General features: G+C 48.8%; 24 protein-coding genes. 9 read left to right on the top strand and 15 right to left on the bottom strand.

Features of this window, described 5'->3' with window-relative positions; genetic code table 11:
- The 8 genes from BLW59_RS15485 to BLW59_RS15445 all read right to left on the bottom strand — a co-directional run.
- Positions 1-626, bottom strand: a 626-nt coding sequence (locus tag BLW59_RS15485) for a hypothetical protein (protein WP_217634643.1), incomplete at its 3' end; no start/stop codon positions are given.
- Positions 627-1,067: 441 nt separating this feature from the next.
- Positions 1,068-1,544, bottom strand: coding sequence for an HD domain-containing protein (locus BLW59_RS15475; protein WP_074698510.1), 477 nt, complete (start codon positions 1,542-1,544; stop codon positions 1,068-1,070).
- 330 nt (positions 1,545-1,874) lie between these two features.
- Positions 1,875-2,468 carry a DUF1349 domain-containing protein gene (locus tag BLW59_RS15470; RefSeq protein WP_074698508.1) on the bottom strand — a complete coding sequence of 198 codons (594 nt, stop codon included), beginning with the start codon at positions 2,466-2,468 and terminating at the stop codon, positions 1,875-1,877.
- 24 nt (positions 2,469-2,492) lie between these two features.
- Positions 2,493-3,428, bottom strand: a complete 936-nt coding sequence (locus BLW59_RS15465) for an aldo/keto reductase (protein WP_217634642.1) — start codon at positions 3,426-3,428, stop codon at positions 2,493-2,495.
- Positions 3,429-3,632: 204 nt separating this feature from the next.
- Positions 3,633-4,709, bottom strand: coding sequence for a haloacid dehalogenase-like hydrolase (locus BLW59_RS15460; protein WP_074698506.1), 1,077 nt, complete (start codon positions 4,707-4,709; stop codon positions 3,633-3,635).
- Positions 4,710-4,732: 23 nt separating this feature from the next.
- The gene (locus BLW59_RS15455) at positions 4,733-5,311 is read right to left on the bottom strand and encodes a peptidoglycan recognition family protein (RefSeq protein ID WP_029543712.1); all 579 of its coding nucleotides are present in this window, start codon (positions 5,309-5,311) and stop codon (positions 4,733-4,735) included.
- A 78-nt stretch (positions 5,312-5,389) separates the two neighbouring features.
- Positions 5,390-6,148, bottom strand: a complete 759-nt coding sequence (locus BLW59_RS15450) for a hypothetical protein (RefSeq protein ID WP_029543710.1) — start codon at positions 6,146-6,148, stop codon at positions 5,390-5,392.
- A 126-nt stretch (positions 6,149-6,274) separates the two neighbouring features.
- On the bottom strand, positions 6,275-7,159 hold the full coding sequence (locus BLW59_RS15445) for an AAA family ATPase (protein ID WP_217634641.1): 885 nt from the start codon (positions 7,157-7,159) through the stop codon (positions 6,275-6,277).
- A 172-nt stretch (positions 7,160-7,331) separates the two neighbouring features.
- On the opposite strand from BLW59_RS15445, the gene BLW59_RS15440 reads away from it, so the two are divergent.
- The gene (locus BLW59_RS15440) at positions 7,332-7,712 is read left to right on the top strand and encodes a hypothetical protein (protein ID WP_074698503.1); all 381 of its coding nucleotides are present in this window, start codon (positions 7,332-7,334) and stop codon (positions 7,710-7,712) included.
- 184 nt (positions 7,713-7,896) lie between these two features.
- Here the strand turns inward: BLW59_RS15440 and BLW59_RS15435 are convergent, their stop codons facing one another.
- From BLW59_RS15435 to BLW59_RS15405, 7 genes are all read right to left on the bottom strand, one after another.
- Positions 7,897-8,319 carry a GNAT family N-acetyltransferase gene (locus tag BLW59_RS15435; protein ID WP_074698501.1) on the bottom strand — a complete coding sequence of 141 codons (423 nt, stop codon included), beginning with the start codon at positions 8,317-8,319 and terminating at the stop codon, positions 7,897-7,899.
- Complete coding sequence (locus BLW59_RS15430) at positions 8,306-8,695, bottom strand: DUF488 domain-containing protein (RefSeq protein ID WP_074698499.1); 390 nt, start codon at positions 8,693-8,695, stop codon at positions 8,306-8,308. The genes BLW59_RS15435 and BLW59_RS15430 overlap by 14 nt, the downstream gene beginning before the upstream one ends.
- A 66-nt stretch (positions 8,696-8,761) precedes the next feature.
- Positions 8,762-9,592, bottom strand: coding sequence for a signal peptide peptidase SppA (sppA, locus tag BLW59_RS15425; RefSeq protein ID WP_074698497.1), 831 nt, complete (start codon positions 9,590-9,592; stop codon positions 8,762-8,764).
- A gap of 121 nt (positions 9,593-9,713) precedes the next feature.
- Complete coding sequence (locus BLW59_RS15420; RefSeq protein WP_074698496.1) at positions 9,714-9,950, bottom strand: hypothetical protein; 237 nt, start codon at positions 9,948-9,950, stop codon at positions 9,714-9,716.
- Positions 9,951-9,983: 33 nt separating this feature from the next.
- Positions 9,984-10,250, bottom strand: a complete 267-nt coding sequence (locus BLW59_RS15415) for a hypothetical protein (RefSeq protein ID WP_139283721.1) — start codon at positions 10,248-10,250, stop codon at positions 9,984-9,986.
- A 23-nt stretch (positions 10,251-10,273) separates the two neighbouring features.
- On the bottom strand, positions 10,274-10,717 hold the full coding sequence (locus tag BLW59_RS15410) for an EFR1 family ferrodoxin (protein ID WP_318258683.1): 444 nt from the start codon (positions 10,715-10,717) through the stop codon (positions 10,274-10,276).
- Between the two features lie 168 nt (positions 10,718-10,885).
- Positions 10,886-11,290 carry an RrF2 family transcriptional regulator gene (locus BLW59_RS15405; protein ID WP_074698490.1) on the bottom strand — a complete coding sequence of 135 codons (405 nt, stop codon included), beginning with the start codon at positions 11,288-11,290 and terminating at the stop codon, positions 10,886-10,888.
- Positions 11,291-11,453: 163 nt separating this feature from the next.
- Between BLW59_RS15405 and BLW59_RS15400 the strand changes: the two genes are divergently transcribed.
- The 8 genes from BLW59_RS15400 to BLW59_RS15365 form a co-directional block, all read left to right on the top strand.
- A complete protein-coding gene (locus tag BLW59_RS15400; RefSeq protein WP_074698488.1) occupies positions 11,454-12,593 on the top strand; it encodes an amidohydrolase in 1,140 nt (379 codons plus the stop codon).
- Positions 12,590-13,612, top strand: coding sequence for a methionine ABC transporter ATP-binding protein (locus tag BLW59_RS15395; protein WP_074698486.1), 1,023 nt, complete (start codon positions 12,590-12,592; stop codon positions 13,610-13,612). The genes BLW59_RS15400 and BLW59_RS15395 overlap by 4 nt, the downstream gene beginning before the upstream one ends.
- Entirely contained in the window at positions 13,609-14,268 is a 660-nt protein-coding gene (locus tag BLW59_RS15390) for a methionine ABC transporter permease (protein ID WP_080705972.1), read from the top strand. The genes BLW59_RS15395 and BLW59_RS15390 overlap by 4 nt, the downstream gene beginning before the upstream one ends.
- A 52-nt stretch (positions 14,269-14,320) precedes the next feature.
- Positions 14,321-15,145 (top strand): MetQ/NlpA family ABC transporter substrate-binding protein, encoded by an 825-nt coding sequence (locus tag BLW59_RS15385; RefSeq protein WP_074698484.1) that lies wholly within the window; start codon positions 14,321-14,323, stop codon positions 15,143-15,145.
- Position 15,146: 1 nt separating this feature from the next.
- The gene (locus BLW59_RS15380; protein WP_074698482.1) at positions 15,147-16,286 is read left to right on the top strand and encodes a trans-sulfuration enzyme family protein; all 1,140 of its coding nucleotides are present in this window, start codon (positions 15,147-15,149) and stop codon (positions 16,284-16,286) included.
- A gap of 3 nt (positions 16,287-16,289) precedes the next feature.
- Complete coding sequence (locus BLW59_RS15375) at positions 16,290-17,462, top strand: MalY/PatB family protein (protein ID WP_074698480.1); 1,173 nt, start codon at positions 16,290-16,292, stop codon at positions 17,460-17,462.
- A gap of 299 nt (positions 17,463-17,761) precedes the next feature.
- Positions 17,762-18,205 (top strand): hypothetical protein, encoded by a 444-nt coding sequence (locus BLW59_RS15370; RefSeq protein ID WP_074698479.1) that lies wholly within the window; start codon positions 17,762-17,764, stop codon positions 18,203-18,205.
- A gap of 114 nt (positions 18,206-18,319) precedes the next feature.
- The coding region (locus tag BLW59_RS15365) for a PD-(D/E)XK nuclease family transposase (protein WP_175463476.1) at positions 18,320-18,619 on the top strand (300 nt) is incomplete at its 3' end.

Here is an 18,619-nt window from a genome sequence, read left to right as displayed (position 1 = left end):
TTGTCCTTCATAATGGAAGCCCCGGATACCGCATCCACCCCAGGTGGAAAATCCGTATTGCCTACCCGGCTGAAATACACCGTCAATACTCGCCCGGATACTTGAATCTTCTCCCCTTGTATGATGGTTTCTTTCTCCACCTTTACCTGATGAAACCAACGATCAAGATATGGCAAGCCAAAAATCCCCACAGTGGCCAGGACAAAGGCTGCTCCCAAAGCAATGAAGAACTTCCGTCCACGTATATACCTTCTGGCATGACACAGCAGATGGACGAAAAGCAAGACCAGTACACTAACAGCTGACAGCAAATGCACTGAACGCCAGTTCCATGCCTCCCCCAAATGTATCCATGAAAAGAGGTTGCGGGACAAAGCCATGCCAGAAACCGCCAGTATGGTGAGACCTACGGCAAAAAGGCATATGCTGGCCTTGTTCACCAATCTATGAGGTGAGTTCCTTCCTTTATGGAAATGCTGATAAAAACTTCGGTTTGCTGCATTATGAAGAACAACCAGCAAAAGAAAAATACACCCCAGCAGTTCATGAGCAAGACCAGGCAGGAACATGCCGCCTAACTCCAGGAAAAACAACAGCAGCAATACAATATCCAGTGATTTCTTCACATTTCTCCCCCTTCAGCACGAACTTGTGCCCAGCACAGGGTGTTTGGCATGCCTTAGTGCCCGCACCCGGATAAGCCGCAGAGCTTCATTTAGATCCACATCCAATCGCCTGCCAAACTAATGGTACATTATGAAGTAGTGTTCAGAATTGCGATAATACCCGCTTGTATATCGTGTAAATTTTCTCGTTCTTATTATCCTCGAAGGAGCTCGCCACCTATAGAGGTGGGTGACATTCTCTTCCGAGCTATTGTACTTGGCATGGGCTCCCACCATCCTGGGCTGCCTCCTCTTTTCTATGGTGCCATCCTTGCGGATGAGGTAATGATACCATATCCCTGCTCAGCCTCTGACTTCCTGATGAAATTTATGGATACCTTCGGCAATGGAGTCCTTTTCCGCCCAGGGGTTTTAAAGAAATCTTAATCCGCCGTCCCGAATCTACTCATGTACTGGCAACCCAAATTCCTGCCTTAATGCCCGGTAGCGTGCCAATTCTTTGTCTTTGACTGGCTTTGCTAAATCGTTGAAGGTGTGATGCATGACATCTGCATCCTTCAAAACTTCATCCATTGGCTCATCCTTTATCAATTTATCATCATGATGGTATATGGCTGAGCATATGATGTCAATTTCCCCTGGCTTGGCCAAACCATTTCTCAGCAGGATTTCCCTTGCCATCTCTGCTCCTCTATGCGCATGATCATCATAGGTTCCACTGACATAGGCCGCGATGTCATGCAACATGGCTGACATGCTGGCAAGCTCTGAATTCTCACCACGCTTCTCCGCTATCACTGTAGCAGCGAGGGAAACACCATAAAGATGCGCATAGGCACTTTCCAGCTTTTCTACATCTGCTATGCTTTTGCGCAGTTCGTTGCCAATGACTTTTCTAAGTTCTTTTATTCTACTCATTATGCCCTCCCCAGGAGTTTTCTTCCTTTTATCAGCATTCAATTCTCTTACGTGCCACGACACCCAATCCTTCTACTGTTATCACCTTCCGTAATAGCAAAACCGCCATATCTCTCTAAGCCGCTTAGTTACCCCTTGTGCTTCTTCCTAGCCCAGGTGACCATACCGGACGTACAGGCAGCCTGGTATCCCCAATAGAGCCAGTACGCATCCTTATTGTCACGTTGAGCTTGCGTCATCTCCATCTCTCACCGCTCCTCAGGCGTTATCCTTTTCCAGTTCAGACTTATGACTGCTTGTGTACTTATGAGCCTGACTTTCCCTCCATGCTCACATATCCGGCTGCTGACCATCATGAGCTTTCCATGCACAATCCGTAATCTTCATGCCGGTAAACACTGCTCTGAAGCTGGATTCCTCTGGACTACAGGCATAAATTCCGAATCTGATTCTTCCTGCCCCTTCCCACATATGGCACACCCGCATCTGAGAAAACCCCTTGCCATCAGCAGAGTATTCTATGCAATAGTCATCCTCTCGTCGGCTGAACCTATACCACATGGTTTTAATGTCGGCAGATATCGCTGTTGTAGCCCAATCAGAATATCCATGGTTTGTAACTACAGAACCAAGATGTTGGAATTGCTCATTCTCATATTCCACCGAAGCTTTGAGCCAGTTCTCCGAATCGAGATACATCACAATGCCGCACTGGTCAAATCGCTTATGACTCTCAGCAAAGTCTGTCTTCACAATGAATGAGAAGAACTTTTCTTCTGTTTCTGTCTGCAGTACAGGCGCATTATCATTGCGGAAGTGATAGTATGTCCTCTGCCACAAATCAGTATGTGGCATTGTTATGATTTCTATCCTATCCATCTCAATCATGTATTTGTCAGGTTCTCTGACCCATTTCCAGTCCATACCAACTGTCTCCTTGTGCTTATTTCACCAATTCTCAAACCGTTCATTTTTGTTTAGTTCCGCTATGCGAGCCATTTCTCCCTCGCTAAGCCGGAAATCATAAATATCATTGTTTTCACAGATATGCAATGTATTTTCTGATCCTGGTATAACTATATAGCCTGCTTGGATATGCCAGCGCAAAACAATCTGTGCTGGTGTTTTGCCGTATTTATGAGCTATTTCCTCTATGGTCTTGTTGGACAAAACCTTTCGAGTATTTCCCCGTCCTCCCAAAGGGTACCAGGATTCAACAACAGTGCCATACTGCCTCAGATACTCTTTCAGAGCTGTATTCTGATAGTAAAGATGATTTTCATTCTGTACCACAGCAGGAGTTATCTCCGCAATCCTGTTTATGCGTTCGAAGTCTTGAGGCGTGTAATAATTCGAAATGCCTATCGACCTGATTTTGCCTGCCCTCACGCCACGTTCCAGGGCTTTGTATACTTCCTCATCGTTAGCTCCCGGCTGGTGTATCAGCATCAAATCAATATATTCCACTCCAAGGGCAGACAGGGAATCATCAATGGCAGCATCAGCCCGCCGGTAGTCTCCCGGCATTATCTTGCTGGTGATGAACAAATCTTCCCGGCTAACTATCCCCTTCCGTATTACTTCCTTCACCCCCTTGCCTACTGCCTCCTCGTTGCCATAATACCTGGCCGTGTCAATCAGGCGATAGCCACACTCTATTGCAGTCTCCACAGCCCTCTCAGCCGTTTCTCCTCGCAGTGTCCACGTTCCAAGTCCCAGCACAGGCATCTCATAGCCACTGTTCAGCTTTACCATGGGACTGACTTTAACCGTCATGGCGGTATTCTCCTTTCCCTCCTCCGGCACAGCAGTTCTTGCAGATGTACATCCCATGCACAGGAAAATTACCAGCAGGCATGATGCCCAGCACATTTTTTCCAGCATCAATCTCCCCCCATCCTGAAGCCAGCTTTCGAACCCCCATAACTGTAGAAGGTTTTCCACTAAATACTCATTTATAAGGCGGGAGGTATATGTTCACCGCCTGCATTGTGCCCTTTAGGGTATTAGTAAATTAGGAACTCGCCACCTATAGAGGTGGGAGACATCTTCTTCCGAGTTATATACAACAGTCAACCTCTCATCGGTTCAATCTAATCTTTGCACCCTGTCCCCGTATATGGTTTTCCACTCATCACGCATGGAGACAGGCACCCAGCCATACTTCTCGCAGTTCTTCAGCATTTTTTCTGCCGAGGCTGGCTTGCCAAATTCCCTCTCTGTATCATCGCAGAGCAGCGAGAATACTATCGTCTTGTAATTAGGATTCGTGGCTGTGTAGTTGTACATGCTGAAATCGCCGCTGGAATTGCCGAATGCCAGAACAGGCTGCTTGCCAATCTCTCTTGCCATGACAGAAACCTTGTTCATATTGATATTCTTGACCTCGAACTCCCCCCGCACCACCTTGTCCTCTGTAGAAAAGACATACTCCATGCCATCCTTACCCATCTGGTCAGCTGCAACATAGCGGTAATCAGTCCCAAGGATATTGTCACTGTCCACAGGCAGCACTTCTGCCATGACACGAGTATACTGCCTATCTGCACCTGACACCAAGAATACTTTGAATCCATTCGCCCGAAGATAGGATAGCACTTCTACCATAGGCAGGAAATACGCCTCACCTATTTTGAGATTATTGAACCCTTCAACAGGCTTCCTCAGATACTTTTCCGTGTAAGCATTATACTCGTCCATAGTCATACCACCAAAGACAGAGGCGTGGGATTCGCAGGTCTTCAGCCTTGTGTCATTGGTCACCTTATGAGCATATATATCCCTTTCCACATCCTTGGCATTGGCTCTATCTCTGGCCGAGGCATTGTATTCTGAATCATACAGTGCCCTGTCCACCATCATGAGGAAGTCAAAGCAGAAGGGAGCTGTTTCACAGGCCAGCGTGCCATCTACATCAAACACAGCAATGCGGTCACGCTGTGGTATGAAATCCGAACTTTTAGTATTTGTCACCTCTTTCACATAGCTGCGTAGCCTGGCTAATGCCTGAGAATCTTTTTGCCAGTATTGGAAGTTGCTCCCCCTGGCATTGACCTGGATACTGGCAATCTCTTCCCTCGTAGCACCCTGAGCAGTGCCAGCCCATCCGGCTCCGATAGCTGCAGCAACACAAAGAGATGCAATGGTTTTGATATGCTTATTCATAAGAACCTCCATTTCTCTCTATTTCATGCTCCATCATAGGCAAACCGCCGTATATCGCCCAGCTTCCTGTATAGATTCTTGCCGGGACAGGCAGTGTCATTGAGGTCGCGATGCCCCACAATGACTCCCTTCTTCCTTGGATCCAGCCCATACTTCCGGCACAGCCACCTGCATAGCTCCTTCACCGATGCCATCTGCTTCTCGGTAGGCTGGCCAACATCGAAGTTCCCTGCCAGGCATACGCCTACGGAGGTTTGATTATGCTCATATGCATGTCTGCCCACCATTTCCGGCAGTCTGCCTTGCTCTATGGTGCCGTCCTTTCGAATCAGATAATGATAACCTATCCCTGACCAGCCGTTGTGCTCCTGATGGTACTTGTGAATGGCTGTAGCAGCAGAGTCCTTGTCTACATCAGGAATGCCCACATGATGTATCACAATGTACTCCGTCGCCTTTCTGTACTCGTACTCTGTGAACCGCAGGAACCCCTTGTATATCATAGGTTCCCTACAAGCCTCAGCCTCCGGCCAATTCGCATCCCATGCCATCATCCCCAGGAGGCACAAAACACTCTTTCGCACAAATTCCCGCCGGTTCAAGCTCCCCACCTCCTGCCTATACCATAAATCTATTCTGCGCCTTGACAATACTTTTGCTCACATCAACCATTTTCCCCATCATAGCCGCCTCAGGAACTCCTGATGCACTTCCTTTCTGAGAGCAGGCTGTCTATCCAGTATATCTCGCAGGAACTTCTGCGGCACAAAGACATTCAGCCAGCTGCGTCCCCCCATGGCTCTTAGGCTTCCTGGCGGCGGAATCCACAAAGGATTGGCTCTCTTATGCAGTGCCATGAATTCGTCAAAAGTCAGCTCCAGCTTTCTCCTGGCAGACTCCTTGCGCTTCTTCTCCTTCATCCGCCATTTAGCTTCCTCCGCAGACTGTTCCCAGCTTGCCAGTGCTGTCTTGTGCCCGTCAACCCACTGATTCTCGCCATAATAGGCATACCGTCCTTCAGCAAAGGAGAAGAAATCCACATACCTGCTCTTGTCTACCGTCCCGATAATTTCTCTGCTTTCGGGGTAGCCAGAAGTAATAACAGGCGGTATACCCAGTTCCTCCGTCAGCACTATCCCTCCCCGAATATCTCCGTTGGCATCCGAGTAAGTTACGGCACGACAGACCAAATAATCCTTTGTATAATTCACTTCCGGCCTCACCGCTATGTATTTGCTTAGGTCAGGTAGCATCACATTCACATGATCGCAGATCATGTTCGTGGAAGCCCCTGCTGGCACATAGGGACGGATATCTGTATATGTCAGATAGTCCAGGTGAGGATTGGCAAAATACCGGCCTCTGATGATGAACGGCTTGTCGAGCCTTGCCAGGGCCAGCAGCGTATTTCTGAAATAATTCCGACCATTCTTGCCCATATCCTCACCCCCATATCTATTTTATCGCACTTATGTCCCTTCGACAAACTACACCCCCATGGTATCCCAAGCCGCCTCAGGAACCTCTTCTGCCGCCAGCAGCCCATAATCACCACGCCTTGACAGCTATTCATCTTCTAGCAACTGCGCCAGTATCCTATCCCTCTGATTAAGAAACAACGATGTTACCTGATAACTCTCTGTCTCCTCATAAGACAATGAACCAATACCATTTTTGCTAAATCCCAAAATCTCTGCATATGGCATCCCCAACAGAATCGGCGAGTGTGTCACAATGAAGAACTGCGCTCCCCTCTTGGCACACATACAGATCATACGGAGCAGGGCCAGCTGTCTCTGAGGTGACAACGCTGCCTCAGGCTCATCCAGGAAATATAACCCATTCCCCTTGAATTGGCTCTCCGCAATCCTATAGAAACTCTCCCCATGTGATTTCTCGTGGAAATGCTCCGGCCTGCCTCCCGGCCCCCTGCTGTATTCATCTTCCTGGGTAGCCACATTGTAAAAACTCTCTGCTCTTAGGAAATACCCCCACTTAGGCTTCCTGATTCCCCGTACCAAACTTATGCAGTCACATAGCTCTGAGTGAGAATCATAGGTTGAGAAAGCATAATTCCTTGTCCCACCCTCAGGATTGAATCCCGAAGCCACCGCCAAAGCTTCAAGCAGGGTGGATTTTCCTGTACCATTTTCCCCAGCCAGAAGCGTTATAGGCATGTGAAAATCCAGCTCTGAAATCTGGGCGATAGCCGGAATATCCCTGAGGTAGCTGTCTTTCTCTATCTCATCCCATCTTATTCTGGCTTTTGCTATATACAGAGGTATCTCCATTTCAATCGTCATCCCCGCGCCGTTCCGTACATACATCATCCAGCCAGCCCTCATCATATGAGGGAGTATCACCCTTGTAGGGCACTGGCCTGGGCTTGCCCATCCTATACAGCTTACAATTCTTAGGCCCATAGCAGAAGCTCTAAAAACATTTGCCAATCTTGCTCTCCATATCTTGCGCCTACCCAATATATGCCATGTTCAAGTTTTTCTATAAATTATTGTATGACAAAGGTCATACTATTTCAACCGTTCCTAAGTTCACCTTATATTTTCTCCTTTTTCTCCGATATACATATAGAGCCATGTAACAGATACAAAGGAGGATTCCATGGAAATCAAACCGATACAGGCTGCTACTGCCTGGACTGACACGGGAAAGGATGCTGACAGCAAGGACAAGACACTACAGGCCAAGAGCAAATTCAGCACCATGCTCCGTCAGCTGGAGACCGGGGGAGCCATTACCGACACTGGGGAGAAGCCAGGTGAGGATACCACCACAGTGACTCGGGTAATGTCTGACGGTTCGGTACTGATCACCGTATATGAAAAGGACAAAATCGTTGCCCAGACCAAGACCCACTCTCCTCACCCGGAGGAAATCCCCACCATCCTCAGCACACGAGTGGAGCACTCCCTGCCCGATGACCCGGATGAGCAACAAAACGCCGGCATGTTTGACGTTCAGAGGCTTAACCTGCTGATGTAAAAGCAATGAAAGGACGCATGATGAAACTATCCAAGTTATGCCTATAGAGTGCATTGGCACAGCTGAAATAATCCCCTTAGTTGTGCTGCCTCTATCTGCCTATAATCAAAGTGGGGCTGCCGCATAAGTGATTTCACTCATGCAGCAGCCCCACTTTTTGATGGCCCCCTGTCCAAGGCATCAACTATTGCAGAACCTTCTCCATATGTACATGTGGACAATGCTCATCCATGTATATATTTCCCTTGGCCTGAAATCCCAGAGCCTCATAAAATCCTTTCACCTGAACCTGCGCCGATAGAGATACTATAGATGCTCCCGTATCCTTGATGTGCTGAAGGGCCATTTCAACAATGCGCTTCCCCATAGACTGGCCCCGGTATGCTTTTCGCACAGCAATACGGCCAATTATATACTCACCGGGAGCTTCCTCCGGAAAGAACCGACAGCAGCCTACGGCATCATCATCACTATAAAGCATCATGTGCATTGAATTGTTATCTATATCATCAAATTCAATCTCAAAGCCCTGCTCTGACACAAACACTTCCTGACGGATCTGTTTCTCATCATCCAGCAGTTGATTCGAGAATTCAGTATGTAACATATTGCCCTCCTGCCATCTTGCGCCTCAACCACTCTCTTAGCACCAGCGCATGATTTTCCTGATCATTCTTTGCCGCATATACAAGCGTGACATTTTGCGATTTCAGCTGCTCACTGCAGTTGCTGACAAAGGTTTCAGCAGCCTCATTAGTCTCCAGCTCTTCAAGATATGCCTGAGAGAACCCCTCAAAAGGCATATCCCCACGGTGATACAGGCGGCGGATTTCCGTACTGGGGGTGATTACCTTTGCCCATTCATCCAGCTGAGCGGCTTCCTTCTTTATCCCCCTGGGCCAAAGCCTGTCTACAAGTATCCTGTAGCCATCTTGTGGTTCGCAGGGTTCATACACACGTTTCAACAGCAATTCATGCTCCATTCGCCAGACCTCTTTCCTTGCTTGACCAGTTGCCCAAGCTTTTCCATTACCACTCCGCACAGGATTTCATCGTGATGACAACGACTTCCCTGCCAGATAATCAGCCAGTGCGTTGACAAGAGAGTTATCTACCTCCATGGAAAAAAGCTTTGATAATATTCCCTTCTTCTCCACGTTCTGCTGAAGCTTGATGTCCTGTTCTTCCACACCTGCCTTGCTCAGCAAATAGTCCAGAGCATCATAGAAGGTGCCTATTTCATCAATCAGATGATTCTGCAGGGCAAAATCTGCCGAGAAGGGACGCCCGTCAAAGATTTCCGGCACATCAGCTGGTATTTCTTTGCGGTTCTTCCTGACCGCTTCTTTGAATATTTCATGAGTTTCTTCGGCGTGTTCCTGCAGGAACTCACGCTCTTCCTCCGTAAGCTCCCTGAATGGGTTGCCGATGTCCTTCATCTTGCCTGCCTTAACCGTTACCTGCTTCACCCCCAACTTGTCGGACAGCCCGTTGATATTGGGCAGCTGCATGATAACGCCTATGCTGCCAGTCATGGATGTGCGGTTGGCAAAGATGTAATCACAGGCAGAGGCAATCCAGTAGCCCCCGGAACAGCATATGTCTGCAATAGAAGCCACTACAGGGATCCCCTTCTCCCGAACTTTCTCTATCATCATGGCCGCTTCCTCGGAGGTACCCGTGGTGCCGCCGGGTGTATTCAGGTGAATGATGACACCTGCAACCTCTTCCTTGTCTTTTCCGGCAATCTTATGCAGGGTCTTGATTACCTTCTGCATGTTGGTATTCTTTTTGCTCAGGGAAATTGATGACGAAGCAGCCTCGATAACTCCAAAGATGTCAATCACATATACTTTTTTCTTTTTGCTTCTGGAAAACATATCTTAATCCTGCCTTTCCCCTTAGTGAGTGTTACCGCCTGTACAAGAATTCCAGCCGTTCCCTGAGACCTTCGCTAAAATCTGCCAAGTCATCCAACGTTATTACCTTTTCATCCAGCAGCTACATGATGGTGAATATCATATTTGAGCGGCTCATGTCCATTATCAGCACACCAGCCTTTTTCTTATCCTTCTTCATGCGCTTGTCCAGTTCCCAGATCTTATCCGAGGCATTGCCGTCCCCAGACAGAAGGTCAATATATTCTCTGGTCAACTTATCAATGTAGTTCTCCTGCCAGTCTGCAACCATCTTGCGAAACAGCTTCCAATCCTTCTCCACAAATATGTCTTTATGCATAATCCCTCAACCTATATCAATCATACAGCCCGTCTAAATCGTGTCAGTATCCACCGTCACCAGATATCGCCGCTTATTGCCCTCACTGTAATCCTTGTCCAGACCCCAGGAAGCTATCTTCCCCTGCCTCTTCAAAAGCCCCAGTGCTTTTTCCTTGGTCCAAGGCAGCACTATAGAAACAGTAACATCCCCTAGCGGCAACAAGCAGCCATATTCCTCAAGGACAGCATCCTCAACAAGCTTCCACACTTCCTGCCGATGTTTCTCCAATTCATCTGTTCTATGCTTCTTCTCAGCCATCACTTATCACGCCCTGGTCATATTCAGAAAACAAACTTTGCCATCTTGCGGATTTTTCGCTCCGCCAGCCAGGCCCTGATGCTTATGCGCCAGTCAGCAGCAATATCCCTATAGGGTATGTAGTTGGATACCAGCCGCACATACCATTTGCCATGAAGCTTCCTGTTCTTCTTGGCCAGTATTGCCTCAACATCCAGGAAGGGCCTGCCCCAGTAGGGCACACCGCAGGTGGCTATGGCAAAGGTATAGGGAGATTCATAGATGGTCAGCTTCTCCAGAAACTCTTCCATCTGTAGCGGCAGACCAAAGTAATGCATGGGAAACACAAAGCCCACGCATTCCGCGTTGACAGAAGGGCTGTCCTCTGCCAGCGCCGCAGGAATATACCGAAGCTCCGCCTCTGGCAACAGTTCCTGCAAAGACTTGACCGTATAAAGTGAATTGCCTGTTGCTGAGTAGTAATAGATTACCGTGCTGATATCCGTATCCCCCTTAGAATTTCATACGTCCATTATAACGCCATTGTCCAAGTTTTGTCGAAGGCAGCCCCCTCTCAGCTACCATCTGCAGAGAAAGCAAAAGCCCCGGTTAATCCAACCAGGACTTCCATTTTACTGATCTATTACTTTTCTCTCTTACTGTTTGCCCAGCAGGTCTGCCAGCGTGATGCCAAAAAAATAATCATGCGTCATCTTATTGAACTCCTGCCACATAGGCAGGGTACGGCAGAAAGCCTTCCTGTCACATTGCTTTGCGCAATTTCCTGTACAGGATACTATGGCAAACTTCCCCTCCGTCAGTTCCAGTATCTCCCCCACTGTATAATCTTCCGGCGAACGGGTCAGCATATACCCTCCCCTTTTGCCGCGCAATCCCCTCAGCAGCTTGTGTTTCACAAGTTCCCTTATGACAATCTCCAGATACTTCTGGGAGATGCCCTGCCGTTTGGCAATATCTGCCAAAGGAATGAATCGGTCAGATTCCTGCTCAGCCAGGTCAAGCATGACCCTGAGAGCATATCTGCCTCTCGTAGATACCATAATATCACCTGCCTATTTTTGTATTACCTATTATAGCAATAGGTAAATTTCTTATCAAGTTTTATTTTCCTATTGACATACTAGGTTAATAAGTTTATTATAGGCATACATTTTTTTTTCCAAAGTTGCAAGCAAATAAACACTTAACAAACGAGGTGAGCACATGGATGAAACAACCGTAAAAAGTTACATAGGAGAGGTTTTTGCCTGGCTTCACGCACACCCGGAGCTTTCTTATGAAGAACATGAGACAACCACCAAGCTTAAAGAGCTGTTGAGCCGTAACAAAATCAAGCTCCTGGAACTGCCCCTGCCTACAGGTGCAGCTGCTGAAATCGGCAGTCAGGACGGGCCACTGGTTGCTCTTAGAGCAGACATAGATGCACTGCCCATCACAGAAGAAACAGGCCTTCCTTATGTTTCAAAGATTGAAGGCAGGATGCACGCCTGCGGACATGACTTTCACACTGCTGCAGTACTGGGAGCAGCTTTGCTCCTGAAGGAAAAAGAATCAGCACTTCCCGGCAAGGCACGTATTATTTTCCAGCCAGCTGAGGAAGCCCCCGGCGGAGCAAAGAAGGTGCTGGAGACAGGCATCCTTGATGAGGTTCAAGCCATCTTCGGAATACACACCTCTCCCCTTTTCCCAGTAGGAACCCTGGGGTTAAGCTCAGGGCCTGTAATGGCAGCAGTAGATAGATTCGTCCTTCGTTTCCAAGGCACAGGCACTCATGCAGCCCACCCTGACCGGGGAGTAGATGTCATCCCTCTGGCTGCTCACTTCATCAGTGCTTTGCAGACCATCGTAAGTCGCAACTCTGACCCCTTTGCTGCAAATCTTGTCAGCATCACCAGAATCACGGCTGGCAATACCTGGAATGTACTGCCGGAAACAGCCGAACTTGAGGGAACAGTCCGCAGCCTGACCCCGGAAAACAGGCAGCTCATAAAAGACAGACTGTATGCATTGGCGCAGAACGAAGCCGAGGCTTTTGGAGCCAAGGTTGCGATTGACTGGATTCAGGGGCCGCCTCCCACTATAAACGATAAAGCATGGACGGATTTCTTCCTGGATATTGCCCGAAAACAAGGTTTTACCTTGCAGGAGGCGCCTAAATCATTAGGTGGAGAGGATTTCGCCTATTATCAGGAAAAACTGCCCGGCGTGTTTGCCTCCATCGGCACGGGGCTGTCAGCTCCCAATCACAACCCAAAATTCAAAGTTGACCCTGCTGCCCTGCTGCCCGCTGCAAAACTTCTGGCAGCTATTGCCGAAGGCGCACTAAGGAGGCTTGCCAAATGATCAGATTCGAAAACGTCAGCAAAGACTTCATCAGTGGCGACAAGCAGGTCAAAGCCCTTGAGCAGGTGAACCTCACCATTCCCGATGGAGACATATTCGGCATCATCGGTTTCAGCGGGGCAGGAAAATCCACTCTGCTGCGCATGGTAAATGCCCTGGAAGTGCCCACCTCCGGCCATGTGGAAATCAATGGCCAGGATATAGCTTCCCTTAACTACCGTGACCTCAGGCATGTCCGTCAAAAAATAGGCATGATTTTTCAGCAGTTCAACCTGCTGGAGTCAAAAAACGTTTTTGACAACATAGCTATCCCTTTGCTGCTGCAAAAGCACTCAAGAGAGGAAATAAATGCCAGAGTGAACGAACTGCTGGATTTCGTAGAACTTTCCGACAAGGCTGAAGCCTATCCCTGGCAGCTATCCGGTGGACAAAAGCAGCGCGTAGGAATCGCCAGAGCACTGGCCACCAAGCCTGATATACTGCTCTGCGATGAAGCCACCAGTGCCCTTGACCCGGAAACCACGGATTCCATCCTCAAACTTCTGGAAAAAATCAACTCCTCTCTCGGTCTTACCATACTGTTCGTCACCCATCAGATACAGGTGATACAGAAGCTTTGCAAGCACGTAGCTGTCATGGAAAAAGGCCGGGTAGTGGAAACCGGCACCGTATTGGATGTTTTCAGTGCGCCCAAAGAACCCATGACCGAGCGCTTTGTACAGACAGTCATCCCTGACCATCTGCCAGAGCCGTTGTGCCAGGCATTGAAAACTGACAGTCGTCCTTTCAAGCTGCTGAAGCTGAGATTTCTGGGAGACAATACCCGGGAGAACCTGCTCTACAGTCTAAATACCCGGCTGGGGCTTGAAACCAGCGTCCTCTTCGCTTCTGTGACTGAGATACAGCGGGAGGTTTTAGGAATCTTCATCATACAAATCTTTGGCCCTGAGAAACGGCTGCAGGAAGCCGCAGCTTACATGCAGTCCCGGGGCGTTAAGTGGCAGGAGGTGACTCTTTGATGGATTTAGGTGTACCTTACTCACAAATTGGGCTGGCAGCAGAACAGACTCTGTACATGGTTTTTGTTTCCCTGGCCATTGGCACAGCCATTGCTATGGTTCTGGCCGTGTTGCTGGTGTTGACAGCTTCCGGGGGAATCCTTCCCCATCGAACCTCTTTTGTGGCCCTGAATACGGGCATAAACATCATCCGCAGTGTTCCCTTCATCATCCTGATGGTTTTTATCCTGCCCCTGACCAAGCTGCTGGTGGGTACAAGAGTAGGAACCACGGCAGCACTGGTACCTTTGGTGGTCTTCATTGTACCCTATCTCACCCGGCTATTTGAAAACTCCCTGCTGGAAGTCAACAAGGGTATCATTGAGGCCGCCCAGGCCATGGGAGCCTCATACTACGAGATAGTCCGCTATTTCCTTCTGCCTGAGGCAAAGGGGTCCCTGATTCTTTCAGTCACTACTGGAACTATCGGTCTCTTGGGAGCCACAGCCATGGCCGGTGCCATCGGCGCTGGTGGTGTGGGAGATCTTGCATTGACTTACGGCTATGAACGGTTGAATTTTCCCTTGATGCTGTTCACCGTCATTGTACTTATTGTTTTCGTTCAGATAATCCAAAGCATCGGCAATCACTTTGCCGCAAAATCAAGAGGTCACTGACCATTAAAATACATGAAGAGATATGAATAACAAAATCTAGGAGGCGTTCATTATGAAATTCATCAATTTTAACAAAGCAGGAATCCTTGCTCTGGCGCTGGCTGTAGGTGTTTTTGCCGCCGGCTGCAGCAGTGAAAATGCCCAAGGCAAGCAGGATTTGGTTTTCAGCAAATCCCAGGGACCTTACTCAGAACTCTTTGAAAACGGAGTGAAGCCCATCCTGGAGAAAAAGGGCTACAAGATTGTAGGCAAGGATATGTCAGATCTCCTGCAGGCAGATGTGGCACTCAGCGAAGGTGAAGTGGACTTCAACGTTGAGCAGCATACCGCCTACATGGAAAACTTCAACAACAAGCAGGACGGACATCTTGCTGCCCTCACTCCCATTCCCACTGTACCAGCAGGCATCTATCCGGGAGCAAAGAACTCCCTGGGCGATATCTCCGATGGTGCAAAAGTCGCAGTTCCCAATGACGCATCAAATACCGCCAGAGCCTATGCACTCTTACAGAAAGCTGGCTGGATCAAGCTTGACCCCAATAAGGACTTATCCACGGTCACCCAGCAGGACATCATAGAAAATCCTCATCACATCCAGTTCACGGAAATGAAATCCCTCAACATCCCTGCTGTGCGCGAGGACTTTGATTTCATCGTCATTACCGGCTCCATCGTCTACAATGCCAAGATTGACCCCTCTACTGCTCTCCTGACCGAGGATATCCTCCCCCACCTTCTCCTGCAGCTGGTGGTAAACGAAAAAGACAAGGACAGCCAGTGGGCCAAGGATATTGTAGCTGCCTACCACTCAGAGGAATTTGCCGAGTACATGAAGAAAAACAACAACGGGCTTTGGTATGTGCCGGAGGTAAAATAAAATGCATGACCATACATTGGAAGTCCACGGTGCCCATGCCTATGACAGCACGGGTGCAATCAGCCAGCCTATTTATCTGTCTTCTACTTTCCGCCATCCTGGCTTTGGCAAAAGCACTGGCTATGACTACGGACGTGTTGGCAACCCTACCCGGGATGCCCTGGAGAAAACTATTGCCCGCCTGGAAAAGGGAGACCGTTCCTGGGCTGTCTCATCTGGCATGGCTGCCATAAACCTCGTACTCATTCTTTTCGACCCAGGCGATCATGTCCTTCTTTCAGAAGATCTATACGGTGGCACTGTGAGACTGGCCAATGAAATCTATGGTCACTATGGTATAGATTTTGAGTATGTGGACACTACGGACCTTGCCCTGTTGGAATCCAGGGTGCGTCCAAACACCAGGGCTATCTTTATCGAGACACCTTCCAATCCCATGATGTTCATCACGGACATAGCAGCAGCCAGCGAAATAGCCCATAAAGCCGGAGCGTTCCTGGTAGTTGACAATACATTCCTGTCGCCCCACTTCCAGAAGCCTCTGACCCTTGGTGCAGATATGGTTGTTCATAGCGGCACCAAATATCTCTGCGGGCACAACGATGTCATTGCAGGTTTTTTGGTAGTAAAGGACGGTTCCTCAAAAGAAGCGCAACGCCTGGAGATGCTGGTAAAATCCGAAGGTCCCAATATGTCCAGCATGGATGCATGGCTCATGCTCCGCAGTCTCAAGACTCTTGGGATACGTGTAGAACGTCAGGCACAGACTGCCCTCTCTATAGCCCATTGGCTCCGGGAGCACCCCCAGGTTACAGAGGTGCATTATCCCGGTCTGCCAGATTCTCCGGGCTACGAGGTGCAAAAGAAGCAAGCTTCCGGTAACGGCGGCATGCTCTCTTTTAAAGTGACTTCAGCAGAGCTGGCTAAATCCATGCTTGAGCGGCTGAAGCTCATTGCCTTCGCTGAGAGCCTGGGAGGCGTAGAAAGCCTGCTTACTTATCCAATTGCCCAGACCCATGCAGAAATGCCAAAAGAATTATTGGCACGTACCGGCCTCGATGACAAGCTGCTGCGCTTCTCCGTGGGGCTTGAAGATAAGGAAGACCTGATAGAAGACCTGAAACAAGCATTAGAGGTGTAGAACATGGAAAAATTTGATGAAGTGATCAATCGCCGGGGAACGTCCTGCATCAAATATGATTTTGCCGAAGAGCGAGGACTTCCAGCGGATGTGCTGCCCCTTTGGGTAGCCGACATGGATTTCCGTTCCCCGGAGCCTGTTATCACAGAGCTTGCTAAACGCAGTCAGCATGGCATTTTCGGCTACTCAGGCATCAGGGATGACTACCGTGAGGTGCTGTCAGACTGGTTCCGCCAGCAACATAACTGGAATCCTGATATGAAGAGCCTCATCATCACCCCGGGGGTTGTATTTGCAATCTGCACAGCCATACGGGCCTTTACTCAGGAAGATGACGGAGTGCTCATCTGCCCGCCTGTCTATTATCCTTTCTCCGCTTCCATACGAGACAACCACCGCAGACTGGTGGAAAGCACGCTGGTTGAGAGCAATGGACGCTATGAGATTGACTTTGTAGACTTTGAGCAGAAAATCATCGATGAGCAGGTAAAGATGTTTATCCTCTGCAGTCCCCACAATCCGGTGGGACGAGTCTGGACAAAAGACGAACTGTCACGCCTTGCTGAAATCTGCCAGCGCCATCATGTGCTAGTAGTAGCAGATGAAATCCATCACGATTTCATTCGCCCAGGGCATCAGCATACAATCTTCTCCACACTCTCTGATGCAGTAGCCAATAACACCATAACCTGCACCAGCCCCAGCAAGACCTTCAACCTTGCGGGCTTGCAGCTTTCCAATATCTTCATACCAAATGAATCCCTGCGCAGGAAATTTAAGCAGGAGCTGCTTGCCACAGGCTATGGCGAACCGAATATTTTCGGCATGACAGCAGCCAAGGCAGCCTATGGGCAGGGACTCCCCTGGCTTACAGAGCTGAAATCCTACCTAGAGGAAAACCTCCAACGCACCAAGAATTACCTTGCCGCCAACTTGCCAAAAGCCCGCCTTATAGAGCCAGAGGGAACTTATCTCATCTGGATTGATTTCTCGGCCTATAATCTCTCTGATGAAGTACTTGATGACCTTATCATCAACAAAGGGAGAGTCTGGCTGGACAGTGGCCACATCTTCGGTCCAGGCGGGCAAGGCTTCCAGCGCATCAACATAGCCTGTCCCTGGCAAGTGCTATCTGACGGCTTATCCAGGCTTGACAAGGCTTTTGCCACAATATGACATAAAAAGCGAAGTATCCTTTCAACAGATACTCCGCTTTTTTCTTGCTCCCTTGGCTCAAGAACTTATTGCCAATCATCACAAACCATCACAGAAAAACCGCCTTCATCCCAACCCTGTTATATTACAGGGGTATTTTTTGCCCGCCTCAGTCTACCGCAGGTGGAGTCCTCCGGCAAGGGAAGCTTCGCCGTCCCTGCGGGCCGCCCTTGCCTACAGCCCCCTCCTGCGGTAACGCCTGTGCGTCAAAAAATAAAATGTGGCGTGGGGGCAGAGGCTCCCGGAAAGGAGTTTTTCTCATGAACCAGTTAGAGCAGAAGGACATCAGCATCTTGGCAGTGCATAAATTCAATGACCCAAAGGGTATTGGCTTCAAGGCCACTGTACAGAAGGCATCCATGGCAGATTTTCTAAAGGAAGCACGGGAAATCATAGGCTGCAACACTCTCGAACAATTCCCCTTCCAGCATGAGGGCACCAGTTTCATGGTCTGGTTTGATGGGGATATAGCGGACAAGCCTGAGCTTCCCCTTCCCTCCCTGTTAGTTGGCACGATTGGCGTCGATGAAACCTGTATTCTGGTTTTCGGTGATTATATCATCACCCGCACCAACGAAGAACATGATTTCATAGGCATAGAACCCACTGACGCGGAAAAGCTCAGGGATTACACCATAAACAGAAGCCATGCGGCTGTATTAGGCGTAAAGATGGGGCTCTTCCGTCGCAAGAAGTCTGCCTAACCTTCTCTCTTGCTCAGGCAGGGATGACTGAAAATTTCAGTCATCCCTGCCCCTACAAAATAACATGACCATTACAAAAATATGGTATAATTACAGCAAAGGAGAGATTACACCATGCCTTATACCATCAAGCCCTGGGAAGAGCTTACTATCCAGGATGACTATATGTTCAAGCTCATTATGCGCCGGGAACGCATCTGCAAGCGCATGCTTGAGAAAATCCTCAAAATCAAAATCCATCACATAAAGTATCTTGAAGAAGAAAAGACCATCAACGCCACCTACGAGAGCAAGGGCATCAGGCTCGACGTATATGTTCAAGATGATAAAAATTCCGTATACAGCATTGAGATGCAGGTACGCAAGCCGGACGGCGAAGGCCTTTTCCGCCGTACTCGCTATTATCAGTCCCTC

The sequence above is a fragment of the Selenomonas sp. KH1T6 genome, from assembly GCF_900108415.1.
GTDB classification, from domain to species: Bacteria; Bacillota; Negativicutes; order Selenomonadales; family Selenomonadaceae; genus Selenomonas_B; species Selenomonas_B ruminantium_A.
Note: the sequence above shows the minus strand (reverse complement) of the source record. Positions and strands in the feature narration are given on the sequence as shown.